Consider the following 26,053-nt stretch of genomic DNA (forward strand, 5'->3'; position numbering starts at 1 on the left):
ACCTAATCAATTACAGGAAGATAAAAAAGCCGGCGATGGCGGCGCTCATCAGGTTTGCCAGTGAGGCGGCAAATACTGCCCGTAAACCCAGTTCGGCAATTTCATGGCGCCGGCTGGGGGCCATACTGCCCAATCCCCCCAGTAGTATGGCGATGGAGCTTAAATTGGCAAAGCCGCACAGGGCAAAGGTCACTATCGCCTGCGTACCCTCACTTAACTGATCTTTGTAGCTTACAAAATCCAGATAGGCGACAAATTCATTCACTACAATCTTCTGACCGATAAAGCTGCCGGCGCGAAGGGCTTCATCCCAGGGGACACCGATAATAAAGGCCAGAGGCTGGAACACATAACCAAGAATAATCTGCAGGGTCAGATCCCCAGCGCCAAACCAGCCGCCAACCCATCCAATCAGGCCGTTTAACAGGGCAATCAGGCCGACAAAGGCCAGCAACATGGCACCGACATTCAGGGCCAGCTTAAGACCACTGGCGGCACCGCTGGCGGCGGCATCGATCACATTGACACTCTTCTCTTCTGGCTCTGCCAGTTCCTCAACATCGTTTTTAGGAGTTTCGGTTTCCGGAAGAATCAATTTTGCCATCATCAGGCCACCCGGTGCCGCCATAAAGCTGGCGGCGATAAGGTATTTGAGTTCTACCCCCAATCCGGCGTATCCGGCCAGCACAGAACCAGCCACCGAAGCCAGGCCGCCGACCATCACAGCAAACAATTCAGAGCGGGTCATGGTGGGGATAAACGGCCGGACCACCAGAGGCGCTTCGGTCTGGCCCACAAAAATATTGGCGGTGGCAGACATGGATTCAGGCCGGCTGGTTTTTAACAGCCAGCGAACCGCACCGCCAATCAGGCGTATCACCCAGCCCATAATACCCAGGTAGTAGAGCACGGCGATAAAGGAGGAGAAAAACACAATAATGGGCAGCACATGCACGGCAAACATAAAACCGAATTTCATCTCGCCCATATCGCCGAACAGGAAGCTGATTCCTGCTTTGGCAAAGCCGATGACCTGTGAAACGGTTTCGGCCATAGACAACAACATGTCCTTGCCAAAGGGAATATAGAGCACCAGTGCTCCCAAAGATAACTGCAATGCAAAGGCGCCCAATACGGTGCGCCAGTTGATGGCTCTGCGATTAACAGAGAGCAAAAAGCCCAGAGCAAATAGTGTCAGTATGCCAAGCAGACTAATCATATGACCTTCCTGTTGTTATTTTAATTTTCCCGGTGCAGCGCCTGTTGTATATGGGATTTGAGTACATCCAGGGCAATGCGGTTCTTGCCACCCTGAGTGACCACCACATCGGCGGTAAAACGGCTGGGAGCAACAAACTGATGGTACATAGGCTTGACCGTGGACTCATATTGCTCAGTGACAGACTGCAGAGTCCGGCCCCGCTCCTGTACATCCCGGGTAATACGCCTGAGCAGGCAGATATCCAGCGGCGTATCAATAAATACCTTGATATCGAATAAGGGCAGCAGCTCAGGGCTGGCCAGCAGCATAATGCCCTCGACAATAATTACCGATGCCGGTTCCAGTGTCTGGGTTTCTGCCAGTCGCGTGTGGGTGGTAAAGGAATATTGTGGATATTCAATGCTTCTGCCTGCTTTGAGTTCCAGCAGGTGTTCTATCAGCAGTTCATGCTCAAAGGCATTGGGGTGGTCGTAATTGGTTTTCAGCCGCTCATCCATGGTCATATGAGACTGATCACGATAGTAATGGTCTTCGCACAGCACCAGAATATTCATGCCGGAGTCCAGTATTTCGGTGATCAGGGTTTGGGTGAAAAGTGACTTTCCCGAGCCTGAGCCCCCTGAAATAGCGATGATACTGGTGTCTGACATGGTGATAAGATCGGCAGTGATTGATTGCGCCAAGATTACCAGTCAAATTGTGAAAAGTCAGTTACAGGGGCTTTTTTAGCCTGAATTAACCTTACGTAAACTTAAGCAGAATAATTCTGCTAACTGGCAAATGAGTTACTTGCCAATAAATTCAAGATCAGCAGCCTGCAATTGCTCCAGGGCGTAATTATGTAATTTTGAACGTGAACCTTCACCCTGAGCCTTAGGGGGATAAAAAGGAACCTTTTGTTCGGGGGCATCGGCAAACACTTCATCCAGTGCCGCTCTGATTTCACTTAACATCTTATCCAGATTGGTGCTGAAATCAGGGCGTTTTCGGATAGTGTGCCCTAACTCAATAAGGCGGTAAAAGTATCTGTTTGCCAGCTCCAGTAATTCCTCAGGCACATTTTTGTTGTGGTTAAGTGCCGGAGCACTGGTACTCAGACAATAATCTACCAGGGCAATATAGAAACAGAATGGTTTATTGGAGAGTTGCACCTGGACATTATTCAGATTATTACAAAGGGTGCGGTTGTGCAGATCGATGATGAGTTTGGGAGGCATATTAACGCCGTCTTCTGACAAGGCTTCAGCCCTGGCGGCCCGAATGCCGGCAGCCCTGTAGTGAAAGAATGCGATTGTCATCAACAGTGCTGCCAGCAAGGGATACACTGAGAGGCTGTCGCTGAGAAAATAGGGGCGGGTCAGCAGTGACAGGCTGAAGTTCTGTGCCGGGGCCTGCAGTTGCTGTTCAAGGACCCGTCCTTCACGATTTTCCATTTCCGCTTCAATCCCTTGTAATGCCAGTATTCTGACCGGTAACTGATTGTCCTGAGCCTGGGTGTTCAGTCTTTTCAGGTAGGCCCGGACGCTGGCCTTGTCTGCGACAGATTTCATCTGGTCATTGGGTAATTGCAGCCAGGGTAAATCCAGCGCAATGCGTTTTTCCAGTGCTACCACTGCCAGGTCGACATGGTGTTGATGCATACTCTTAGCGGACAGGAAATATGCAACCTGAAATATCAGCGCCATAGTGACAAAGACCAGTGCTAATCTGATGTGGGGTCGTGGTTTAAGCAGATTATTCAACATGACAATTAGGTTCTGTGGTAAGACGGCTGAAATAACTGGAATTCTGGTTTCTGGCGATATCGATAAGGGTATGCTGTACCGCGCAGAACAGATCGATATTATTGGTATCCATTTTCAGGTACCACTTGCTGCCGCTTACGGCTTGTTCTATGGGGGTAATATAGTTCTTAGACAGAATGGTTTCGTCACTCTCCCGCCAGAACGAGGAGATAATATCCACTTGCCCCGAGGTAAGTAGTTTCCTCAACTCCGTATGAGAGTTGGCATAGGCTATCTGCATGTTGTCCAGCGGCAGATTAAGAGACTTTAAAAGCTGAATCGGAATAATATGGCCCGAGCGACTGGTGGGATAATCCAGCAATCCCAGCCGCTTCCCCAACAGGTACTCTTTACTGATGAGCGGTTTTTCGCGCATGGCAATCAGATAGGCTGAGTAGTCGGGGTAGGCTGCTACCATCTTATAGCCATAAGTTGATTCGCCTTCTACGGCCTCGAGCAAATTCTCCTTAATCAGCGCCAGATCGGCTATGCCTTTGCCAACAAATTGAAGCACCTGAGCTTCACTATGGCTCCAGAAAGCCCTGACTTTACCGAACTGCTTGCCGACCACCTGATTTTCGCACAGGGCCTGAGACAGGTTTCTGGCCACAGACTCGGTATTCATAAACAGAATCAGAGCGCTGGAACTCTTGTTGGTTCCCGTACTACATTCGGCATTTTGTTGAATCAACGGCATAAATGTCGGCGGTTCTTTAAGATGAAGACGTTGCGCTAACAGCCAAAGCACACTGCACAGCAACAATGCCAGAAAAATCAGTGAAGTTTTTGACCAGGTCAAGCCGGTGTACTGCATAAAAGGTCTGAGGAGATAAGTAATGCTAAACATTTGAACAGTTAACTTTACTTGTTTCAATAAATAATATTACCCGTATTTGGTAACCCATTGATTCATAGCTAATATGAACAAGAAGTTATGAATCTTTATGAGGCCTTTCTATTTTCCCCCGACAGAGGACAATTTATACTGAGAATACCAAAGAGTGCATAATTTCTGCACAGTGCGTGAGAGTCGGTTTAGTATGCGGTAGCGGACTCGAAGCGACATGAATTTGCAATAAACACCAACTAAACTCTGTTTTGCACATAACAACTGAAACTAGGAAAACACAATGTTTATGAAATCCAAGCTTAACCGCGTTGCCGTAGCGGTAGCCATGTCCGTAGGTTTATCCGCAGGCGCCATGGCCCAGGAAACTTCTTCCAATATCAGTGGTAAGATAACCGGTCCCCAGGGCAATCCGGCTGCAGGTACAAGAGTCACTATCACTCACGTTCCTTCCGGTTCCACCAAAACTGCTTCTGTAAATGCCTCTGGTCAATTCAGCGCAGAAGGACTGAGAGTCGGTGGGCCATACCGTATTGTCATAGACTCTGATCAGTTTCAGGATACAACCGTTGATGAAGTATTCCTGACGTTGGGAGAAGCTTACAACTTAAATCTGTCCCTGGAAGCTGAGCAGAATATTGAGAGTATAATCGTCACTGCCAGCCAGCTATCATCATCGGCACTGGGACAACTGAGCCCGTCAGCTTCTTTTAGTCTGGAAGATTTGCAAAAAGCCCCTTCGATTAATCGCAACATTACTGATGTTATCCGTATGGATCCCCGTGTATATGTTGACGAAACCAGCGGTGACGCCAATCCGGTGCAATGTGTGGGTAAAAGTAACCGTTTTAATAGCCTCACTGTTGACGGCGTTAAAATGAATGACTCCTTTGGATTGGGCTCAAATGGTTATCCAACAGTGAGAATGCCGTTTTCTTATGACGCTATTGAGCAGGTTTCAGTTGAGATTGCACCATTTGATGTGATTTATACAGGATTTACAGGCTGTAACATCAATGCAGTAACCAAATCCGGTACCAACAGTGTTAAAGGTGGTTTCTTTTACGATTATGGTAGCGACTCTTTGCAGGGCGATGAGCTGGAAGGTGATAAAATCAACGTCCCTGATAACAGTGATAAGCGCTACGGTTTCAACGTAGGTTTCCCCATCCTCGAAGACAAGTTGTTCGCCTTCGTATCTTATGAAAAGTATGAAGGTAACAGCATCTTTACGCGAGGAGCTATAGGATCTGGCGCGATAAATGAAGTCGATCTTCGTCAACAGGATCTGGATGAGATCGTCCGTATCTCTAATGAGCTGTACCAGTACGATCCGGGTCCGGTGCCGACCAGTTTGCCAGAGGAAGATGAGAAGTTATTGGTAAAGCTAGACTGGAACATCAATGATAATCACCGTTTAAGTTATACCTATAACTATAACGATGGTTTTTTCATGAACACTTCTGATGGTGACGCAAATGAATTCGAATTGCTTAACCATATCTATGAGGTAGGCGCTGAACTTAAATCCCATCAGTTTTCTTTGTACTCTGACTGGACTGACAAGTTTTCTACCGAGGCGCGTTTCTCCTATCTGGAGTTGGATAACCGCCAGATTTCAATTGAAAATGCAAGCGGCACTGTCGGTGGCAGTAACTTTGGTGAAGTCCAGATCGATGTGGAAAATCCTGACAATGGTGAAGAAGTTACGGTTTACCTTGGCGGAGATGACAGCCGTCATGCTAATGATTTGAATTATGATGTCACTGGTTTGATCTTACGTGGTAAGTACATTACCGATGATTATCATACGCTTACCTTTGGCTATGAGCGGGAAGCTTTGGATGTCTTCAACGTGTTTGTTCAGCATTCAGAGACGGAAATGCGTTTTAATAGCATTGCCGACTTTGAAGCAGGACTTCCTTCGGCTATTTACTACAACAACGCGCCATCCGGAGATCCGAATGATGCAGCCGCGGTTTGGGATTACAAAATTCACTCCGTATATGTTCAGGACGAATTCTATGCGAACGATGATTTGACGCTACAGGTTGGTGTGCGCTATGACTGGTATTCAACAGATTCAAGACCGGAAGAAAACCCGGACTTCACTGCTGACTACGGTTTTTCGAATGGCACCAATCTTGACGGCGAAGGGCTTATTCAGCCCCGCATAGGATTTAACTATGTGCTTAACGAAAGCACTGATTTGCGCGGTGGCATAGGGGTATTCAGTGGTGGTAACCCCAATGTTTGGTTCTCGAATAACTTCTCTAATAACAATGTGCTGCAGTTTGGTCAAAGAGGCAGGAATTTTGGTTATACCGATGGCTCACGCTCTTTGTTCGATGACGATATTGTTTATAAAGATCTGGAAGATGGTGTGCCGGCAGGCCCAGGATATGGGATCCCTTCTGAGTTGTATGATGCTGTTGCAGCTGGACAAGGTGCTAACAATGAAATCAACTATTTCGATCCTGACTTTGAACTGCCCTCTGAAACCAAACTCTCTCTTGGTATTACGCACGTAACTGAGCAGGACTATGTACTGCAGGCCGATTTGTTAGTTTCACGAACTAAGAACCAGGCTATCGTGTTACGTGGGGATTTAGAGCAGGTCGGCACAAACGACGAAGGCTATCCAATCTATGACAGTGTTCGTCTGCCGTCCTTTGTTCTGACCAACAGCTCAGAAGACAGCACCTCTTATACGGTTTCATTTGGTTTGATGAAGTCATGGGAAAATGGTCTGAGTCTGACGACTGGTTATGCTTATAACCATGCCGAGGACGTCCAGCCAATGACCAGTTCAGTGGCTTTCTCAAACTATCAGTACCGTGCCTTTACCGATCCACAGGAGCAGGTATCAAGCCTTTCTGACTACAACATAGAGCACAGACTAACGGCTGCGCTGACATATGATGTAGAGTTTATGGATGGGTATGAAACCAGCTTTTCAGCCTTTGGATTGATCCAGTCTGGCCGTCCGTTCAGCCGCACCATTCCAAGAGGTGAGGTTAACGATATCTACAACTTTAATCCCTATCTGGACAGCAACAACGTCCTGCCTATGGGTAACGAGCGTAATGGTGAAGACGGTTCCTGGTGGAATAAAGTTGATGTGCGTGTCAGTCAGGAGTTGCCCGGATTTATGGATGGCCATACTGCCAGCGTATTCCTGGTTATAGACAATTTCACCAACATGTTAAATGATGATTGGGGTATTGCAGAGCGCGTAACGTTCAATACTGCAGACTTTGATGATCCAACGCCGGAAAGCCGGCAGGGTGATGCGTCATTGTGGCAGGCACGTATAGGCTTTAACTACAATTTCTGATAATTCTGAGTTAAACCCGAGTTAAATCAGCTCAGTTTCTGATGCTGTAACATGATAAGCCGACCTTAAGGTCGGCTTTTTTCTGCAGAGTAAACAAGGATTGACTATGAGAAACCAGATAATGATATTGTTTGCATTAATCACCACAGGAGTGCAGGCAATGGAAATCCGCGTCGCCACCTTTAATGTCAGCATGGAGGCGGAGAACTATGTGCCCCGAGGTACGCAGGTTTCTGGCGAGGAAATGTTTGCCCACCTGGCTAGTGGTGAACACCCGCAGATACGTAATACTGCGGAGATTATTCAGCGGGTACGGCCGGATATTCTGCTGCTGAATGAATTTGACTACCATCCGGATCACCAAAAGGGCATTCAGGCTTTTGTGCGCAACTATCTGAACCAGTCTCAGTCCGGTGCCGAGCCCATAGATTATCCCTATTTTTATATTGCACCGGTTAATACCGGTGTCGATTCAGGTCATGATCTGGATAATGATGGTGTGGCCTCAGGCAGCGGAGCCGACGCATTCGGTTTCGGGCTCTATCCCGGTCAGTATGGGATGGCTGTGTTAAGCCGCTTTCCGATCCACAAGGACAAGGTGCGTACCTTTCAACGCTTTTTATGGAAGGACATGCCCGATAATCTGATGAGTGCTGTGGTAGACGAGCAGGGTAAACCCTGGTTTTCCCCTGCAGCGCAACAGGTTTTGCGGCTATCTTCAAAATCTCACTGGGATATTCCCGTCGATATCAATGGCAAAACGGTGCATGTGCTGGCCAGCCACCCTACACCGCCTGTCTTTGACGGCCCTGAAGATCGCAACGGCAAGCGGAACCATGATGAAGTGCGTTTTTGGGTGGATTATCTGAGTGGCGATAAACAGGCAGCCTATATCTATGACGACCAGGGCACCAGAGGTGGTTTTAAGGGCAAGCGTTTTGTTCTGGTCGGGGATCTCAACGCCTCACAGACGGAGGGCGATGCCTATAAAGAGCCCATAGTGAACCTGCTGACTCACCCTAAGGTGAATGGTGGCTTTGTGCCCAAAAGTGAGGGTGGGGTGCAGCATAGCCCGGATAATCCCCTGGGCGCGATTCACACCGCGGCCTGGCGTATGCGCCCGGACTATGTGCTGCCCTCCGAAGCTGGCTGGAAAGTTGTGGATGGTGGAGTATTCTGGCCCACCCCTGATGAGCCCTTATTCAGGCTGGTAAAAGATCGTAATGCCTCCTCCGATCACCGCCTGGTATGGCTGGATCTGGCGGTGAAATAAAAAAGTGGGGTCAGAGTAAACTTTTTTCACTAGTCAGAGTAACCATGGCTTAGGTCTCCGTTAAAAAGTTTAAAAGTTTACTCTGACCCCACTTTTTTCACACATTCTCAAATAACGTCTCTACCCGTTTGCGGGTCTCTTCGATACGGTTGATATCTGCAGGGGCGATAAAAATAGTATCGTCACCGGCGATGGTGCCCAGCACACCATCTGCTTTACCCAGTGAATCGAGCAGACGGGCGATTAACTGCGCGGCGCCGGGGCTGGTGCGGATGATAACCATCACATTGTTATGCACAATATCCAGTACCAGTTGCTTGAGCGGACTTTTTGCCGTGGGCATACCCAGTTCCGGGGGCAGACAGTAGACCATATCCCCGCGGGCATTGCGGGTACGTACCGCCCCGAATTTGCTCAGCATTCTTGAGACTTTTGACTGGCTGATATTCTCAAAGCCTTGTTCTTTGAGGGCTTCGACAATCTCACCCTGCGAACCAAAATTCTCTGCTTTGAGAAAGGCTTTAAAAGATCTAATCAGGTCGTCTTGTTTGGCTGTCATGCTGTATCCAGTCTGCTCTCGAATCGCATTATTATACTTACCTTGCGATGCTATACCATAGTCTTATGCTGGCCCTGTGCCCGGTAATGGCCGCTTACAGTGCCTGTTTACGCAGGTTTGGGGCGTCTTCAGAGGGTTTAGGCACTTGCTATGGTGTTCGCCAGACAGTAGACTTTGCCGGCATATTTATTCAATTACTGCCTCCCGCTTATTGCTGTCTTGATAAATCGGGAGTGCAAGCTGATGCTCAGCGACGATTACCATTCACAGGAGAAAATCATGAAAGTAGCGGTTTTAGGTGCTGCTGGCGGAATAGGCCAGGCCTTATCTTTATTGCTGAAAACCCAGTTACCAGCGGGTTCTGCCTTATCTTTGTACGATGTTGCCCCTGTAGTACCTGGTGTGGCCGTTGATCTCAGTCATATTCCTACCGATGTAAAAGTACAGGGCTATGGTAAAGATGATCTGGCTGATGCCCTTAAAGGAGCCGATATTGTGCTGATTCCGGCCGGTGTTCCCCGTAAGCCGGGCATGGACCGTTCCGATCTGTTTAATATCAACGCCGGTATTGTTAAAAACCTGGTAGAAGCGGTAGCCGACAATTGCCCGGAGGCCTGCATCGGGGTTATCACTAACCCGGTTAATACTACTGTGGCCATTGCCGCCGAGGCTCTCAAGGCCAAAGGTGTGTATAACAAGAACAAACTCTTTGGTGTGACCACCCTGGATGTGATCCGCGCCGAGACCTTTGTGGCCAACCTTAAAGATCTGAATCCGGCCAATGTACATGTACCGGTAATCGGTGGTCATTCCGGTACCACTATCCTGCCACTGCTGTCTCAGGTTGAAGGGGTGGAGTTTTCTGACGAAGAAATCGAGAGCCTGACCCACCGTATTCAGAACGCCGGTACCGAAGTGGTTGAGGCCAAAGCCGGTGGTGGTTCTGCTACTCTGTCTATGGGGCAGGCTGCGGCCCGTTTCTGTCTGTCACTGGTGGCTGCAATGCGCGGTGAAAACGTAGTGGAATACACTTATGTGGAAACTAACTCCGATGATGCCCGCTTCTTCTCTCACCCTGTGCGCCTGGGTAAAGACGGTGTTGAGGAGATACTGCCTTACGGTAAGCTGAGTGATTTTGAAGAGAAAGCCAAAAACGATATGCTCGAAGGCCTGCGCGGCGATATCAAGATGGGCGAGGATTTCGTTAACGGCTAAAAAAGGCGTTAAATTCAGATAAACAAAAAACCGGCTTTCGCCGGTTTTTATGTCCATGGATGGACGGTATGCCGAAAATGTCGGGAACGTTTTTTCGGCGATGTCCATGGATGGACGGTATGCCGAAAATGTCGGGAACGTTTTTTCGGCGATGTCCATGGGCTGTGAGCGACTGGAAAATGTAACGCATTTTCAGTGAACAGCGCGAAGGCAAGGACGCCGAAGCTGGGCTTTTGAAAAAGGCAGGGAGCCTGACTCAAAAGGACTGTATGCCGGAAATGTCGGGAATGTTTTTACGGCCTTATCCCTCCTGCCACTTCATCAGGTTTAGAAACTGGCGCCGGGTTTTTGGTCCATAGGTACGAAAATGAGGTTGCGGGTTCTCAAGGTAGCGGGCTTTGTTGAGCGCGATATGATCGCCGCCAGTGAAACGCGCGACTTCTTCCATGCTGATGTTATAAGGTACCGTGGCATTTAAGCCAAAGACTTTGCTTTTGAGTGTTTGCGTCAGCTCGGGATAGCCATATTTTTCCCGGAATTCATCGCTGATCTGAAAGCCACGAAAGGCCTGAATCTGATCCTGTGGAGAGCCATACCAGATGGAATCTGTTCCCCATAACACATTATTCTCACCAACATATTTGAAGAGTTTGCCCAGCAGATGAGCGGCCTGCTGTGGGTGGCGCATCACAAAACGCCAGGTAGAACCCAACTCGGCGTAAACGTTAGAATTTGGCGGGATCTCGTTGTCGATAAGAGACTGGACCAGACTGTCGATACCGGCCCGGCCACTGCCATCCACAAACCCCTGTTCCTCAACATCCGGGTCAAAGCCTGAGTGATAAATAATAAAGTTAATATCCGGGTAGGCTTTGGCAACAACACCGATATCTGTACACAAACTGTGTTGGTAGGATTGTTTGCCAAAAGGAATGCCTTTGTGAATACAGATATTGCGCACCCCAAGCTGTCGGGCCTTTTCGATCATGGCAACGCCGGGCTCGTTATGCATAAAGAAGCCGTTACCATCCGGGCCCCATTGGGTATAGGTTTCCAGGCGCTGACCTGCCATTTCTCCGCCAGTTCGTCCATCCCCTGTAAATCGCCATCCTGATTAGGATTTACCCGGCCATGTAACAGCAGACGCTGATCGCCTTCCATTTCATCGATAATTCTGCGGGTGGCGTCGGCCTCTTCTATGGTCAACGGTTCGCTCTCCCGGCGCGAGGGAACAAAAGACAGCACCATCATGCTGGTATCACTGTCGAGAAACACATCTTTTACAAACTGTTTTGGCCCCAGGCATTGCAGATAGGTTTTGTCACCGGGCATATCTGCCAATGGACAGTTTGCGCCGGGCATTCCGGAAAAAGGTTTTGCCTGTTCCGGCAACTGGTTTAGCCAGCGACCGTCCGGGTCGACAAAATGCCCCTGAATATCGAAGATAAACTCATTTCCGGATAACACCTCAGTGGCGGGCTCAGACTCCAGTGCGGCATCTCCAGACAACTGATAAAAACCGCCATTGAGGCCAGCCGCAGCATTGACCTTATTGGCACACAGCAAGGTGGTGGCCGCGGCACAGGCAGACATCACAAAGGTTCTGCGATCCAGGCCCAGTTTGTTGGCGTTCAGCTCAACCTGCTCGTGGGCGAGCTGATTGATCTGTAATTCCCGTTTACTGAGCGTTGGCGGGACAAATTCTCCGTTGGAGGTACTGTCCATTTTAATCGGAAGCGGAGCATATTTCATGTTGGCGCACAGGTGATGAGAAAACCTGCTTTTAAGCTAGCAGAGGATCCCGCTCATTGCCGGAAAATTTAGCGGTATGTGCCAACGGGCGCTATTGTCTGCACGGCTCATGCTTTACTTCGCTATTTCAGCACATTGGTTAATTAAACTGGTTGTCTATAATCAGACAGAGACGTTCAGTCTGTATATGCGGCGTTGAAGGAGAGATGTATGCTGATGGTAGTGGCTTACAGAAGACAGGGGGCGGCCCCCGCACAGGATAAAAGTAATTCTTTGCGTCAGAATAAACATATCCGGTTGACAGGAGCGCAGGATGCGTAAAGCCAATCTTCCCGGTAGTCACAATCATCCGATCAAAGACTCAGAACCCAAACCCTGCATGCCGGAGCAGGAGCTCACCCGTCAGTCCGCCTGTGTGCGCCGCGCTGCATTATTGTGTATTGATCTGCAATATCTTGGGGCCAGCGAAGGCCATGGTCTGTTTGAAAATCACAGGAAGTCAGGTGTATCTGAAGAGGCTATCCAGTATTACCTGAACAGAGTAGAAAATACCGTGGTGCCGAATACTACCCGGCTGCAGGAAAAATCCCGGCAACTGGGTCTGGAGGTGATCCATGCCCGGATCCAGAGCCTGACCCGGGATGGTCGTGATCGCAGCCCGGAACATAAACGTCTGGGGGTGCATGCACCTCCCGGTTCGGAACTAGCCGAATTCCTGCCTGAAGTGGGTCCAAAAGGTGATGAAATTATTATTAACAAGACAGCCAGTGGCCTGTGGACGTCTACCAATATTCATTATGTGCTGCATAATCTGACCATTACCGATCTGTATATTGCCGGGGTCTATACCAATGAATGTGTCAGCAGTGCGGTCAGAGGGGCGGCAGATCTTGGCTATCAGGTGACCTTGATCTCTGATGCCACCGCGGCGATTACGCCTGAGTTGCACAGGGCCACTATTCTGACCACCAAAGGGCGTTATGCTAACGTCAGAACAACACGGGATGTTATCAGTGAACTGGATACTTTTGCCGTCGATTCATCCGGGGTACAAACGCGCCAGAGTAGAGACTAAGCGACTCTGTCTACTGATAGCATGGCCAGGGCAATCAGCGCCTGTTTGTATTCGCTGTCGGCGATATGCCGGATAGACTCAATAGCCTGCTCTGAGGCCTGAACGGCTTTCTCCCGGGTATAGTCCAGCGCACCAGTCTCACTCATGGCTTTGAGAATAGGCTGCAGATCAGCCAGCCCGTCGCCATTTTCAATGGCGCTGCGGATCAGGGCCGATTGCTCAGCATTACCGTGCCACATGGCATACAGCAGTGGCAGCGTGGGTTTGCCCTCGGCCAGATCGTCCCCGACATTCTTACCGGTTTTATCGCTGTCTGCATCATAATCCAGCACATCGTCAATCAGCTGAAAGGCGGTGCCAAGATAGCGCCCGTAATCCTGCAGCGCCTGTTCTGTTTCAGGGGGTTGATCGGTCAGCACGGCGGCCAGTTGCGTGGCGGCTTCAAACAAACGGGCCGTCTTACTGTAGATCACCTGCATATAACGCTGTTCGCTGATATCCGGGTCATTGCAGTTCATCAACTGTAATACTTCACCTTCGGCGATCACGTTAGTGGCATCGGAGAGAATTTCCATCACCCGCATGCGCTTGAGGCTGACCATCATCTGGAAAGAACGGGTATACAGAAAATCCCCCACCAGCACACTGGCCTGATTGCCGAACAGCTCATTGGCGGTCTCGCGGCCGCGACGCATAGTCGACTCATCCACCACATCGTCATGTAACAGGGTGGCGGTATGGATAAACTCGATAATGGCTGCCAGGGTATGATGCTGGTTATTCTGAATGCCCATAGCCTGAGCGCTGAGAACACAAATCAAAGGCCGGATGCGCTTGCCGCCACTGTTAACGATATAAAAGCCCAGTTGATTGATCAGTGCCACGTCAGAGCTGACCTGCTGCTGAATCAACTGGTTTACTGCCTGCATGTCCTGCTCTGCCAGTTGGCGAATCTGCGCTATATTCATCGTTTTTTGGGCATATCGGTTGAAGTCTGGCGGCATTCTTGCAGAAATCCGATTTCTGTTCCAGTAAAGTGAGGTGGATTCAGGTTATAATATCGGCCTAAAAAGGGTTGTCAGCCCTCTGCCCCAATGGCCCGCCATGCGGGGCGTGGACCAGTTAAATAATTTGACGATAGCTCTTGCCCCGGTTGCGCACTTCACGTACAATTCGCGCCCTGTTTTAGAATTGTAGCGTCATGAAGACGCATAGAGCGGAGTTAAGTATGTACGCGGTTTTCCAAAGTGGTGGTAAACAACACCGTGTGGCTGAAGGCCAAACCGTTCGTCTTGAAAAGATCGAGGTCGCACCAGGCGAGTCTGTTGAATTTGACGATGTGTTAATGGTCAGCAACGGTGATGACATTAAGATCGGTACCCCATTTGTCAATGGTGGTAAAGTTAAGGCGGAAGTGGTTACTCATGGTCGTGGCGATAAGATCAAGATCGTTAAGTTCCGTCGCCGTAAGCATTCACGCACTCAGATGGGCCACCGCCAGTGGTTCACTGAAGTGAAGATTACCAGTATTAGCGCTTAAGAGGAGTACTGACAGATGGCACATAAAAAGGCGGGTGGTAGTACTCGTAACGGTCGTGATTCAGAAAGCAAACGTTTAGGTGTTAAGCGTTTTGGTGGTGAATCTGTGCTGGCCGGCAGCATTATCGTTCGTCAGCGTGGCACTAAGTTTCACGCTGGCAGCAACGTAGGTTTGGGCAAGGATCACACCCTGTTTGCTCTTGAGAGCGGCAAGGTTCAGTTTGAAGTAAAAGGTCCCCAGAACCGCAAGTATGTGAGTATCGTTTCTGAGTAAACGGCAGCTCACATAACTTGAAAAGCCCCGCCGAAGCGGGGTTTTTTTTTGCTCCGGGTTTGTTCCTGCAAAGAGAAGGGCAGCAACCCGCAGAGCAATATCATAATGCAATATTAATCCGGTAGAATGCCCCTAAGCAGTTTGCCAGTGAGGTCAGACAGATGAAATTTGTAGATGAAGCTGAAATCCGCGTCGAAGCGGGCGACGGTGGTAACGGCGTCATAAGCTTCCGTCGTGAGAAGTACATTCCCAAAGGTGGCCCCGATGGTGGCGACGGTGGGGATGGCGGCAGTGTTTACCTGATTGCTGATGAAAACCTTAATACACTGGTGGACTATCGTTTTGAACGCATTCATCGGGCCCAGCGCGGCCAGAACGGTCAGGGTAGTAATTGTACCGGCCGCAGTGGTGAAGATCTAACCATCAAGGTGCCGGTGGGTACCCGGGCTACGGATGTGGACACTGGCGAAGTACTGGGAGACCTGACCCGCCACGGCAAGAAACTGATGGTGGCCAAAGGCGGTTTTCATGGTCTGGGTAATGCCCGCTTTAAAAGCAGTACCAACAGGGCGCCGAGACAGAAAAGCGATGGCACTCCCGGCGATGTGCGTAACCTTAAACTGGAACTGATGCTGTTGGCCGATGTCGGTTTACTGGGCTTACCTAATGCCGGTAAATCCACCTTTATCAGAAGTGTGTCTGCGGCCAAGCCAAAAGTGGCGGATTACCCCTTCACTACGCTTATTCCCAACCTTGGTGTGGTCAGGGTTGAAGGACAACGCAGTTTTGTGATTGCAGATATTCCGGGGCTTATTGAAGGGGCAGCCGATGGCGCCGGTTTGGGTATTCGCTTTTTAAAGCATCTGGAACGCTGTCGGGTGTTGTTACATATTATTGATGTCTTGCCCGTGGATGGTTCCAGCCCGGCGGAAAACGCCAAAACTATAGTGGCAGAACTCGAGCAGTACAGCCCCAGGCTGGCGCAGAAACCGCGCTGGCTGGTTTTTAATAAAACAGATCTGGTCAGTGAAGAAGAACTTGAACTGATTAAACAAGAGGTGATAACCACCCTGGACTGGCAGGAAAAAAGTTTCTGTATCAGCGCACTGAGCAAGCTGGGTACTGAAACCCTTTGCCAGCAGGTAATGGGCTTTCTGGACAGCCTTCCCGAAGAACAGGAAGCGGAAGAAGCGTCAGAAGAAGTCGGGTTTAAATGGGATACCTATCACAAAGAACAATTACAGGAACCGGATGATGATGACGATTGGGACGATGATGATCCCGATGATGATTCCGGAGTAGAGATTATCTACACGAGGTGAGGAACAGAATGCGAATTTCAATGATAGCGGCAATGGCCAAAGGGCGGGTAATAGGGTCAGCCAACCGCATGCCCTGGCATTTGCCTGCTGATCTTAAACATTTTAAAAAAATAACCCTGGGCAAACCTGTGGTTATGGGCCGCAAGACTTTTGAGTCCATTGGTAAGCCCTTACCTGGCCGCAAGAACATTGTGGTCAGCAGCGACCCGACTTTTAAGGCCGAGGGTGTCGAGCGGGCAGAGAGCCCGGAGCAGGCCCTGGAACTGGCGCAAAAAGAGCAGCCTGAAGAAGTGATGGTGATAGGAGGGGGGACCCTCTACAGTCATTTTCTGCCGCTTTGTGAGCGTCTCTATATCACAGAGATCAAGCTGGATGTGGACGGCGATACCTTTTTTCCTGACTACCAGGCCCAGGCCAACTGGCGCGCACTGGAAGAAGAGCATCTGCAGGCCGATGAAGAAAATCCCTATCCGCTGGTATTTAAGACCCTGCAACGACGCAAGGTGCTGGAAGTTTAAAGAAGCTTTCTACCACGAACCACATCAAAAGCAGATTTCACCGCAGAGACGCGGAGATCACGGAGAAGGGCATACCTTGTAGGGGCCAATTTATTGGACTGTCCCAGGATATTTGTCGAATAGATTCCATCTCGCAGAGGCGCAAAGACTTAGAGAAATGTGGAATGGGTGCCATAACTCCCCCGCGTTCTCAGCGGCTCTGCGAGAGAATGTTATTTGTTCGTGGGTTTACTCCGGACTGTCCCTGCCCTTCGCCCTGCGGGCCGCCATTAAACTACTGGCGTTAAAAATCGCTCCAGGCGATTTTTTATGTTTCGTGGTTGAAGGCCTTTTACCACTAACCACAAGAAAACAGATTTTCACTACAGCGGCACAGAGAGCGCAGAGGATCTAATAGTTGTGCCATGCCCGAATGTCGTTATCGGGCATCTAGTGACCTTAGACAAAAGCTATTTAACCGGAAAGTCGCAGAGGGCGCAGAGATTTGAATCTTTAATCTCCGTTACCGCCGCGAACTCTGCGACTCCGCAGTGAAATTGCAAGTTTTAAACCCTGAACTGCTTTACCGAGCCCTGCAGTTCATCGGCGAGTTTGGCCACTTCGTGGCTGGAGTCGGTGGTCTGCTCGGCGCCGGTTGAGGTTTCTTCGGCGATGGCGACGATATTCTCCAGTTTCTCGCTGATTTCCTGAGACACCTTATGTTGCTCTCTGGCCGATTGTTCTATCTGGCTGGAAACGTCGTGGGCTTTATGTACAGCGTTAGTGATCAGATCAAGCGCCGAAGTGGCTTTTTCGGTTTGTGCGACACAGACCTCTGCCTGTTGTTTGCCCTGTTGCATCACGGTAACGGCTTTTTCCGCCCCGGCCTGCAGAATTTCAATCATGGACTGAATTTCCTGAGTAGACTCCTGGGTGCGGCTGGCAAGGGTTCTGACTTCATCGGCTACCACCGCAAAGCCCCGGCCCTGTTCACCGGCTCTGGCTGCCTCTATGGCGGCATTAAGCGCTAACAGGTTGGTCTGATCGGCCACACCGCGAATCACATCCAGAATTCCGCCTATGCTGGCGCTGTCCTGATTCAGCTTGTTGATGACTTCGCTGGCTTTTTCAACTTCCTGTGCCAGTGCCATAATCGTGGTTCTGTTTTCTTCGGAAATGACTTTGACCTTCTCCGCCTCTGAATCGGCATTGCGGATCTCGTTCAGGGTATCCTCCGCGCTTTGTGATACCAGTTGTGACGTGCTGTTCATTTCTGTAGTCGCCGTCGCTACCTGAGCGATCTGCGATTTTTGCTCCTGAATAGAGCGGGTGGTTTGTGCTGTGACTGTCGAGGTTTGCTCTGAGGCAGCGGCGAGCTGGCTGGCTCTTGAGCTGATACCTGATATCAGGTTTTTAAGGCTGTCGATCAGATTATTACAGTTCCTTGCCAGTTCACCGAATTCATCCTGAGAAGAATCATCCAGCTTCTGGGTCAGGTCCCCTCCGGAAACCACATGCAGCATTTCATTGACTTTATTCAGCGGTACTGTAATGGCTCTTACACTGAAAAAGGCGATAGCGGCGGCCGCTCCTGCCGATACCAGCATAATAATAATGGTGCTGGTGGTGCCTGTGGCCACTGAATCGGCAACATCTTCCTTGGCCACAGCGGTGATATTATTGGCTTGTTTTAACAGGGCATCCAACTCGACAACTGCTGCATTGATATTGGTTTCTGAATCAGCCAGCGCGCCGCTGGCGTTGGCCTGACTTTCCAGACGAGAAACCTGATTGTTGATAATTCCCTGTGAGGAGGTCACTGTACTTTCAATATCCAGGAGCATTTCCTCAATATCAGAGAGCATGCCGCTGCTGTCTCTGTCTGCTGCACTGTCGAGCATGCTCTGTTTAGTACTGAGTACGTTATCCAGGGTCAGTTTTAATTCATTACCTATGGTTTCCGCCCGTGTCAGATCGTTGGTCTTGTTATATTGTGATGCCACACTGATCAGTGACATCAGTTCGGTTTCCAGATCGGCACCTATTTGTGCTGCCTCTGACAGCGGGCCACCACTGCGGGCATCATTGAGATCGGAAAAATCCAGCAACAACATCGAGGTATCATCTGTGTTGTCTTCCAGATTCATCAATTGCATGGACAGACGCTGACCCAGTTGCAGGTCGTTGCGGCGACTGTCAAACATTCTGACTATGTTCTTTTCATATTCCCGGTAAACGGACTCCACTTCGTTGATTGATTTCGTCAGTGCTGCCTGGCCGCTTACTGCAGATTTAAGCTGTTTCAGCTGGCTTTCAAAATTACCCTTACTGCTGTTGAGCTGTTCCTGCAATGTATCCAGTTTGGTCAGATCCGTCTCATAATAGCCTTCAAAGGTAATTCTGCCCATATTGACGAAGGAAACTTTTAATCCACTGCTGCCCTGCAGAGTAGGAATTGCCAGCTCATTTACTTCTTCAACGGCCGAATCGACGCTGCTGAGATTGACTAGAGAAAAAATGCTGATAATAAATAGCAGCAGGGTGATGATGGCAAAGCCACCTATTACGCGCATTGCTACTGTAAGTTTCATAGAAATCCCCGGGACAGCTGTTGGTCAATTGTTAATGGCAAAATTACCAGAGTAATGGGTATAGATCACTTGGCAAGTTAAACATATGCTAAGTCCTTGTATCGACGCAAAGATTTTATTCTTAAACCGAACCTGTCTGATAAAACCTTCCGCTTTCAATCTCTATAGCTGTCAGCTTGCCACCCCAGATGTAGCCGGTATCGAGAGCGATGCAATTATGCTGACCCGTATTACCCTCCAGCGCTGCCCAATGACCGAACAATACACGTTGATCCTCTCTGAGCCTGCGATCAGGATGACTAAACCAGGGATACAGCCCCGTTGTTATATTATTCAGACCTGATTTACTCATCAGGTCGAGCTTGTGATCGGTGGTCACCCAGCGCATTCGGGTCAGGGCATTAATAATAAAAACTAAACGCTCGTGTCCGGCTAAGTCCTGGCTCCATGCTTTGGCATCATTGGTATACATGGTGGCAAGCAACTCCTGCCAGTCGTCGCTGCGCAGAACCCGCTCAACTTCTTGCCCAAAAGCAGCAGCTTCAGCCAGGGTCCAGTCGGGGTATAACCCCGCGTGACTGAGCAATGTATTGGCATCCGGCATCCAGGTCATCGGACGTTGTCTGAGCCAGTGTACCAGTGCATCACGGTCTTCTGCTTTGAGTATGGGGGCAAATTTGTCCTGGGTTTTTGGTGCCTTTATACCCAGATGTACCGCCAGAAAATGGAGATCATGGTTACCCAGCACTGAATTGGCATTTTCTCCAAGTGAAGAAAAAAACCTCAGTGTTTGCAGAGACTCAGGCCCGCGGCCGATAAGGTCTCCGGCACCCCATAGTTTATCTTTTCCGGGTTCAAAACCGACACTGTCTAATAGTCGCCGCAGTGCCGAGTAGCAACCCTGAATATCGCCAATGATAAAAGTGCGCATCAGTTAATCAGATTAGGAACAACGAGACTGAACACCGGTATAGGTGCCTGAAAGGTGTTGCCGTCAGCACTTTGCATTTCATAGTAACCCTGCATAGTGCCTACAGGTGTATCCAGAATCGCGCCGCTGCTGTATTCGTAGCATTCGTCTGGCGCGATAACCGGCTGTTTTCCTACCACTCCCGCACCTCTGACCTCGGTTTTTTTACCGTCAGCATCGGTGATCAGCCAATAACGGTTCAGAAGTTGTACAGCTTCCCGTCCACAGTTTTCAATGCTGATATGGTAGGCGAAAGCATATTTCTGTTGAGCCGGGTTAGAACTCTCAGCAAGATGCTGGCTCGTTACCCGGATGCGGATTGCCTCACTCATTTGTCAGTCCCCTGATGAATTCTGAATGACATTGGCCAGCGTGGCGAAGTCAGTCAGAGAGAGTGTCTCTGCTCTGGCTTCCGGATTCAAGCCAAGGGCGCTGATTTGTTCTTCATCAAGCAAGGTTTTCAGGCTGTTGCGGATGGTTTTGCGTCGCTGATTAAAAGCCTGTGCGCAAACCTGATTCAGTCGCTGGGCACTGTTCACCTTCACCGGTTTGTCAGTGTAGGGAAGCAGCCTGACTACTGCGGAGTCTACCTTGGGCGCAGGTTTAAACGCGCCCGGTGGTACTTCCAGTACCGGCAATACCTGACAGTGGTATTGGGTCATCACCGACAGCCGGCCATAATCTTTGCTGCCCGGGGCCGCCGCCATGCGTTTAACCACTTCTTTTTGCAGCATAAAATGCATATCACTGATGTGCTCTGCGAAGCTGAACAGATGAAATAACAGCGGCGTAGAGATATTGTAAGGCAGATTGCCAAACACCCTCAGCGGCTTTTCTCTGTCAGCGAGGGAGGCAAAATCAAATTTCATCGCATCGGCTTCGATGATATTCAGCTTCGAAGCAATAAAAGGGTGGCTTCGTAAGCGGGCAGCCAGATCTCTGTCCAGTTCGACCACTGTCAGTTTGTCAGTCTGATCACAGACCGGCTCGGTTAAGGCGCCCAGACCCGGACCAATTTCAACCAGGTTTTCACCCGGCTGCGGATTGATGGCGTCAATAATGGATGAGATGACATAGGGATCGTGCAGGAAATTCTGACCGAAACGTTTTCTTGCGGTATGGCCGAGGTGTTTTTTGCTCATCGCCGGGCTCCGGCCATTTCAATGGCTTTTTGCAGGGCCAACCTGAAACTACCGGTATCGGCATTACCGCTACCAGCCAGATCCAGAGCAGTACCATGATCCACGGAAGTGCGGATAAAGGGCAGACCCAGAGTAATGTTAACGGCAGCACCGAAGCCTTTATATTTAAGTACCGGCAGGCCCTGATCATGATACATGGCGAGTACCGCATCGGCCTGTTCGAGATACTTAGGCTGGAAAATGGTGTCAGCCGGCAAGGGGCCGGTCAGATCCAGACCTTCCGCCCTGAGCCTTTCCAGTGATGGAATGATCACATCCAGCTCTTCGGTGCCAAGGTGTCCACCTTCACCGGCATGGGGGTTCAATCCACACACAAAAATCCTGGGATGGGGAATATTAAATTTGGACTTGAGATCTTCATGCACAATACGGATGACTTTATGCAACCGCGCTTCAGTAATGGCTTTGGATACATAGGCCAGCGGAATATGCGTGGTGGCCAGCACCACCCGCAACCCTTCAGTGGCGAGCATCATGACGACGTCGGCGATATTGGCCTGATGGGCGAAATACTCAGTATGACCACTGAATGAAATACCAGCCTGATTAATAATGCCTTTATGCACCGGGCCGGTGACCACCGCATCGAATTCACCACTGAGATTCTTAACACTGGCCTGACGCAGGGTTTCCACCACATACTGACCATTGCCCTGATCCAGTTGCCCGGGAATCACTGTGTTGGCCACGGGGATATCCTGGATATAGGCTTGCCCGGGCTGTTGCAACTCATGCTGCGTTTCAGAGTAGGGTAGTAGTGTCAGCGGCAGGTCCAGAGCTTTCGCTCTTTGCAGCAACATCTCCTGGCTGGCAAAAAGCACCAGCTGAGCGTCCCATTGTTGTTGCAATAAGGTGATGATCAGATCCGGGCCAATACCGGCAGGCTCACCCGGAGTAATGGCGATACGCAGAGGTCTGTCACTCAAAGCCTGTTACTCCAGCACTTCGATATAGGCGCTGTCGCGCATTTCCCGCAACCAGTCATCGGTTTCTTCGGCAAACTTACGGTTAAACAACAGTCGATAAGCCTTTTCTTCCTGAACCTTATCGGTGACATCCCCAATCCGTCTGTCCAGTAACTGAACAATGTGCCAGCCATGAGATGAGCGGAAGGGTTGACTTATCTGATCTTTCTCAAGGTTTTCCAGTGCCTCTTTGAAAGCGGGCACATAAGCACTGGGATCTGACCAGCCCAGCTCACCACCTTTGAGGGCAGAACCGGGATCGGCTGAGTGCTCTTTAGCCAGTTCAGCAAAATCCGCCTCGCCGGCAAGAATCTGTTGTCTGAATTCTTCCAGCATCTTTTTTGCCCGCTCTTCACTGAGGATCACTGTGGGCTTAATCAGAATATGGCGAGAGTTAACTTCAACGATTTCTACCTGCTCAATGCCTTTAAGATCCATCACCTTGAGGATATGAAATCCGGCGCCGCTGCGAATCGGACCAATCAGTTCGCCGGTTTTTTTGTCCTGTACGGCCTCAGCGAAAAGGGTAGGCATGGCGTTGATATTCATCCAGCCCATATCGCCGCCTTCAAGGGCTTTGGCACCGGACGAAGATGCAATGGCAATTTTCGCAAAATCTGAGCCGTTATTGAGCAATTCCAGCACCTTGTCAGCCCTGTCTCTGGCGCTTTCGATATCTTCTTCTGTTGGCTCGGGAGGAAAACCGATCAGAATATGACCAAGTCGATATTCCGCCTGTTCAAGGCCCTGTTGTTGCATCAGTCTTACCAGGCTTTCCACTTCCTGAGGCGTGATATAGACCCGACGGCGAACATTGGCCCGGCGTACTTCACCGGTAATCAGTTCGCGGCGAACCTCTTCACGGTAGCTGTCATAGCTTACCCCCTCTGCGGCAAGGCTGGCCCTGAGTTGTTCCACTGTGGCACCCTCGCTTTCGGCGATACTGGCAATGGTTTGTTCCAGTTGCGGATCGCTGACCTGGATCCCCATACGTTCCGCCATCTGCATTTGCAAACTGGTCAGAATAAGACGTTCTGTGGCCTGGGTACGTACCGCCTGATCTGATGGCAGATCCTGGCCAGAGGCAACGGCATTACGTTTAACCGATTCGACCAGTTCCTGGATCTCACTTTCCAGCACCACACCCTGGTCAACAATGACTGCGACACGATCGAGTTCCTGAGGTTGACTGCTTACAGCAGCCGGGAAAAACAGTAAAAAGCATAGTACAGCGTTTAGTTTCATATTCGACTTCATTAGTTTGTAATTCTCCGGATCCTGATCGCCGCCCAGCTTGCCCACTTTTACGCTGTGGTCAAGGGTAAAGTGCATGGCGACCAGACCGACCATATCAATTATTCAAAAAATAGGGATGCCGATATCCGAACAGCCCTTCATTTAACAGGGATCTGGCCGAATCTTTGCCACCAAATCCTCTAAATACAAATTGTAATGCGATACCTGACTCGAACTCATCGCTACTCTGTTCACCCAGAGCGTCAAATCTGTTACTGAGATACCGCTGGGCGACAAATTGCAGTGCCCAGCAACAGGACTGATATTGTACACCGGTGAAACTCTCAATGGTCCTGTTGCTTGACAAGTCTTTATACCAGCGTCCTACCCAGTGCCAGTTTTTTGTTATTGGCCAGCTCGCCGTCAACCCTACCTGATCGATCTCGTTACCGGAAATATCCCGCACATAGCGATGGTTTAATTGTATTAGCTTGTCATCTGCCAGTTTGTAGTCCAGCGACAGGTTACTGCGTTCAACCCGTTGATTCACAGATGAAAGTTGAATCTGTGAGCGTACAAACCACTTTGAGCTGATGCGCCAGTCCAGTTCGGCCGCCAGCGCCGATCTGTCTTCATCCCGGATGTTGTCGCGCAGGCGGGTGTCACCGATATAGAATATCTGTCCCAGACTGAGACGCAATTGTTCAATGTCATTGTCATCCAGCAACCTGGTGGTCAGACCCAGAGTAAACTGGTTAGAGTCACTGATGCGATCCAGTCCGGTAAATTCCTGACCACGAAATAAGCCGATGTAATCATTCAGTAATCTGCTGGTGTCGTAACGTCCGATCTGCTGCTGATTCTGATAGCTGGTATACAGATACTGCATTTTTGGTTCCAGTGTCTGAGTCATCTGATCGCCAAAAAGTTCTATTTGTCGTTCAAAGTTTATTGCCCCATAAAGCCGGCCTCGTCCGAGAGTACGACTGACAGATTCATCCAGCGTTGATCCTTCGGGCAGAGACTGACGATAAAATGTCTGCAACAGAGTACCCTCTGCGATAAATTCCCCCCAACTGTTGTGCAAGGGCAGGCTCAGAGTTGGTGCGAGATGCAGGCGGGTTGCTGATGGGCTGTCTTGCTCGCCATTTTCAAAATGGGCCAGTTCGGAATCAAATCTGAACCTGAGCAGCGAGGTCAGATCCTGATGATAATCCAGCTTCAGCTCCGGAATAGCACGGTAACTGTTTGGGTGGTTACCAATGATTTCGAAATCCCGTATCTGTGCCGAAAAATTAAGCTTGTCCGAGAAGTACCAGAGTTGCAGATTCTGATTCAGGTGTGTATCGGCTCTGTTGTAAAAGTCTGAGCCCAGATCGACGATATAGTTGTCGTCGCTGAGGCCATTGATCTCGGCGCTTACCTGCCAGTTTTCTGATAACTGTCCCTGATGCACAAAACGATAAAAATAACGGGCTTCGTCGAGATCACTGCGACGGTCATCATGGAGATATTCGAGATCAAGCTGGCCATTGTGAGATTGGGTCAGATATCTGAATTCAGTTTTTAATTGCAGGCCCCGGTCTGACATCAGGCGCGGAGAGAATGTGGCATCGTAATTGGGGGCAATATTCCAGTAATAGGGCTGTTCAAAGGCAACACCGACCCTATCCGAGCTGGAAAGGGTCGGGAATAACAGACCAGTCTGGCGCTGTTCAGAGACCGGGAAGCTGAAATAGGGGAGGTATAGTATTGGTATACCACCCAGATAAAAACGAGTATTTCTTGCTTCGCCCCAGATTTCATCGGGCGCCAGCGTAATGCTGCTGGCTTTTATTAACCAGTCTTCCTGACCTGCGGGACAAGTGGTAAAACTGACCTCTTCCAGAGCAATTCCATACTGGTTGCTGATATCGATATGTTCTGCCTGACCACGGCCGACAAAGCCGAGCATCTGATATTCGGTGTTATCAAGTGACAGGCTACCGGACGCCAGATCCAGGCCCATGTTGTCGCTGGTGATATAAATCTGGTTGTCAGTAAAGGCGATATCACCGCTGGCTCTGAGCTGACGGGCGGTTTTGTCTATCAGGGCCTGCTGAGCCCTGATATTGCCCTGTTTGCTTTGAATTTCCACATTCCCACTGAATTCTGCAAGCTTATCCTGTTGTATCTGCGCTTCTTTGGCCTTGACTCTGATGTCATTATTGCCTGGCAGAGCCTGACTACTGACCGACAATTCCGGGGGCACTAAACATAACTCTGTCTCTGCCCAGACGGCAGTACAAAACAGCCCCAGAGGCAATAATGTAAAACGGGATAATTTCATAAAGGCGCGGACGATGCTCGATAAACCCATCAGTGGCGAAAAGGCAATTTTAAGGGTTTCAGCC

General features: G+C 49.7%; 23 protein-coding genes. 8 read left to right on the plus strand and 15 right to left on the minus strand.

Features of this window, described 5'->3' with window-relative positions:
* Window positions 1-10 precede the first annotated feature (10 nt).
* From AT746_RS03680 to AT746_RS03695, 4 genes are all read right to left on the minus strand, one after another.
* Window positions 11-1,219 (minus strand): NupC/NupG family nucleoside CNT transporter, encoded by a 1,209-nt coding sequence (locus AT746_RS03680; RefSeq protein ID WP_062476592.1) that lies wholly within the window; start codon window positions 1,217-1,219, stop codon window positions 11-13.
* 20 nt (window positions 1,220-1,239) lie between these two features.
* Window positions 1,240-1,872, minus strand: coding sequence for a uridine kinase (gene udk, locus AT746_RS03685; RefSeq protein WP_062476594.1), 633 nt, complete (start codon window positions 1,870-1,872; stop codon window positions 1,240-1,242).
* 135 nt (window positions 1,873-2,007) lie between these two features.
* Entirely contained in the window at window positions 2,008-2,967 is a 960-nt protein-coding gene (locus tag AT746_RS03690) for a hypothetical protein (RefSeq protein ID WP_062476597.1), read from the minus strand.
* Entirely contained in the window at window positions 2,957-3,805 is an 849-nt protein-coding gene (locus AT746_RS03695) for a PhnD/SsuA/transferrin family substrate-binding protein (RefSeq protein ID WP_156413617.1), read from the minus strand. The genes AT746_RS03690 and AT746_RS03695 overlap by 11 nt, the downstream gene beginning before the upstream one ends.
* A 331-nt stretch (window positions 3,806-4,136) precedes the next feature.
* On the opposite strand from AT746_RS03695, the gene AT746_RS03700 reads away from it, so the two are divergent.
* Both AT746_RS03700 and AT746_RS03705 read left to right on the plus strand, forming a co-directional pair.
* Window positions 4,137-7,190, plus strand: a complete 3,054-nt coding sequence (locus AT746_RS03700; RefSeq protein ID WP_062476603.1) for a TonB-dependent receptor — start codon at window positions 4,137-4,139, stop codon at window positions 7,188-7,190.
* A gap of 106 nt (window positions 7,191-7,296) precedes the next feature.
* The gene (locus tag AT746_RS03705) at window positions 7,297-8,463 is read left to right on the plus strand and encodes an endonuclease/exonuclease/phosphatase family protein (protein WP_062476605.1); all 1,167 of its coding nucleotides are present in this window, start codon (window positions 7,297-7,299) and stop codon (window positions 8,461-8,463) included.
* A gap of 97 nt (window positions 8,464-8,560) precedes the next feature.
* Here AT746_RS03705 and argR read toward each other — a convergent pair whose 3' ends face one another.
* Window positions 8,561-9,022 (minus strand): transcriptional regulator ArgR, encoded by a 462-nt coding sequence (gene argR, locus AT746_RS03710; protein ID WP_062476608.1) that lies wholly within the window; start codon window positions 9,020-9,022, stop codon window positions 8,561-8,563.
* A 279-nt stretch (window positions 9,023-9,301) separates the two neighbouring features.
* On the opposite strand from argR, the gene mdh reads away from it, so the two are divergent.
* Window positions 9,302-10,237 (plus strand): malate dehydrogenase, encoded by a 936-nt coding sequence (mdh, locus tag AT746_RS03715; protein WP_062476611.1) that lies wholly within the window; start codon window positions 9,302-9,304, stop codon window positions 10,235-10,237.
* A 301-nt stretch (window positions 10,238-10,538) separates the two neighbouring features.
* Here mdh and AT746_RS19895 read toward each other — a convergent pair whose 3' ends face one another.
* Both AT746_RS19895 and AT746_RS19900 read right to left on the minus strand, forming a co-directional pair.
* Window positions 10,539-11,309: an amidohydrolase family protein gene (locus AT746_RS19895; protein ID WP_197414320.1), complete on the minus strand. Its 771-nt coding sequence runs from the start codon at window positions 11,307-11,309 to the stop codon at window positions 10,539-10,541.
* The gene (locus tag AT746_RS19900; RefSeq protein WP_197414321.1) at window positions 11,222-11,989 is read right to left on the minus strand and encodes a hypothetical protein; all 768 of its coding nucleotides are present in this window, start codon (window positions 11,987-11,989) and stop codon (window positions 11,222-11,224) included. Before AT746_RS19900 ends, AT746_RS19895 begins: the two co-directional genes overlap by 88 nt.
* Window positions 11,990-12,302: 313 nt before the next feature.
* Between AT746_RS19900 and AT746_RS03725 the strand changes: the two genes are divergently transcribed.
* Window positions 12,303-13,064 (plus strand): cysteine hydrolase family protein, encoded by a 762-nt coding sequence (locus AT746_RS03725; protein ID WP_062476614.1) that lies wholly within the window; start codon window positions 12,303-12,305, stop codon window positions 13,062-13,064.
* On the opposite strand, the gene ispB is transcribed toward AT746_RS03725, so the two are convergent.
* A complete protein-coding gene (ispB, locus tag AT746_RS03730) occupies window positions 13,061-14,032 on the minus strand; it encodes an octaprenyl diphosphate synthase (protein WP_062483926.1) in 972 nt (323 codons plus the stop codon). The two genes, AT746_RS03725 and ispB, sit on opposite strands and share 4 nt — an antisense overlap.
* A 260-nt stretch (window positions 14,033-14,292) precedes the next feature.
* Between ispB and rplU the strand changes: the two genes are divergently transcribed.
* The 4 genes from rplU to folA all read left to right on the plus strand — a co-directional run bounded on the left by rplU (window position 14,293) and on the right by folA (window position 16,717).
* On the plus strand, window positions 14,293-14,604 hold the full coding sequence (gene rplU / locus AT746_RS03735) for a 50S ribosomal protein L21 (protein ID WP_062476617.1): 312 nt from the start codon (window positions 14,293-14,295) through the stop codon (window positions 14,602-14,604).
* Between the two features lie 15 nt (window positions 14,605-14,619).
* A complete protein-coding gene (rpmA, locus tag AT746_RS03740; RefSeq protein ID WP_062476620.1) occupies window positions 14,620-14,877 on the plus strand; it encodes a 50S ribosomal protein L27 in 258 nt (85 codons plus the stop codon).
* A 161-nt stretch (window positions 14,878-15,038) separates the two neighbouring features.
* Window positions 15,039-16,199 (plus strand): Obg family GTPase CgtA, encoded by a 1,161-nt coding sequence (gene cgtA / locus AT746_RS03745; protein WP_062476623.1) that lies wholly within the window; start codon window positions 15,039-15,041, stop codon window positions 16,197-16,199.
* Between the two features lie 8 nt (window positions 16,200-16,207).
* Complete coding sequence (gene folA / locus AT746_RS03750; RefSeq protein WP_062476627.1) at window positions 16,208-16,717, plus strand: type 3 dihydrofolate reductase; 510 nt, start codon at window positions 16,208-16,210, stop codon at window positions 16,715-16,717.
* Between the two features lie 545 nt (window positions 16,718-17,262).
* On the opposite strand, the gene AT746_RS03755 is transcribed toward folA, so the two are convergent.
* The 7 genes from AT746_RS03755 to AT746_RS03785 all read right to left on the minus strand — a co-directional run bounded on the left by AT746_RS03755 (window position 17,263) and on the right by AT746_RS03785 (window position 25,989).
* On the minus strand, window positions 17,263-19,287 hold the full coding sequence (locus AT746_RS03755; protein ID WP_062476630.1) for a HAMP domain-containing methyl-accepting chemotaxis protein: 2,025 nt from the start codon (window positions 19,285-19,287) through the stop codon (window positions 17,263-17,265).
* 121 nt (window positions 19,288-19,408) lie between these two features.
* A complete protein-coding gene (locus tag AT746_RS03760) occupies window positions 19,409-20,218 on the minus strand; it encodes a symmetrical bis(5'-nucleosyl)-tetraphosphatase (RefSeq protein WP_062476633.1) in 810 nt (269 codons plus the stop codon).
* A complete protein-coding gene (gene apaG / locus AT746_RS03765) occupies window positions 20,218-20,589 on the minus strand; it encodes a Co2+/Mg2+ efflux protein ApaG (RefSeq protein WP_062476636.1) in 372 nt (123 codons plus the stop codon). Before apaG ends, AT746_RS03760 begins: the two co-directional genes overlap by 1 nt.
* Window positions 20,590-20,592: 3 nt before the next feature.
* Window positions 20,593-21,399, minus strand: coding sequence for a 16S rRNA (adenine(1518)-N(6)/adenine(1519)-N(6))-dimethyltransferase RsmA (gene rsmA, locus AT746_RS03770; RefSeq protein WP_062476639.1), 807 nt, complete (start codon window positions 21,397-21,399; stop codon window positions 20,593-20,595).
* Complete coding sequence (pdxA, locus tag AT746_RS03775; RefSeq protein ID WP_062476642.1) at window positions 21,396-22,385, minus strand: 4-hydroxythreonine-4-phosphate dehydrogenase PdxA; 990 nt, start codon at window positions 22,383-22,385, stop codon at window positions 21,396-21,398. Before pdxA ends, rsmA begins: the two co-directional genes overlap by 4 nt.
* 6 nt (window positions 22,386-22,391) lie before the next feature.
* Window positions 22,392-23,669 carry a peptidylprolyl isomerase SurA gene (gene surA / locus AT746_RS03780; protein ID WP_062483928.1) on the minus strand — a complete coding sequence of 426 codons (1,278 nt, stop codon included), beginning with the start codon at window positions 23,667-23,669 and terminating at the stop codon, window positions 22,392-22,394.
* Between the two features lie 106 nt (window positions 23,670-23,775).
* Window positions 23,776-25,989, minus strand: coding sequence for an LPS-assembly protein LptD (locus tag AT746_RS03785; RefSeq protein ID WP_062483929.1), 2,214 nt, complete (start codon window positions 25,987-25,989; stop codon window positions 23,776-23,778).
* Window positions 25,990-26,053 lie beyond the last annotated feature (64 nt).

Origin of the sequence: Lacimicrobium alkaliphilum (assembly GCF_001466725.1) — a bacterium.
Classification (GTDB): Bacteria; Pseudomonadota; Gammaproteobacteria; order Enterobacterales; family Alteromonadaceae; genus Lacimicrobium; species Lacimicrobium alkaliphilum_B.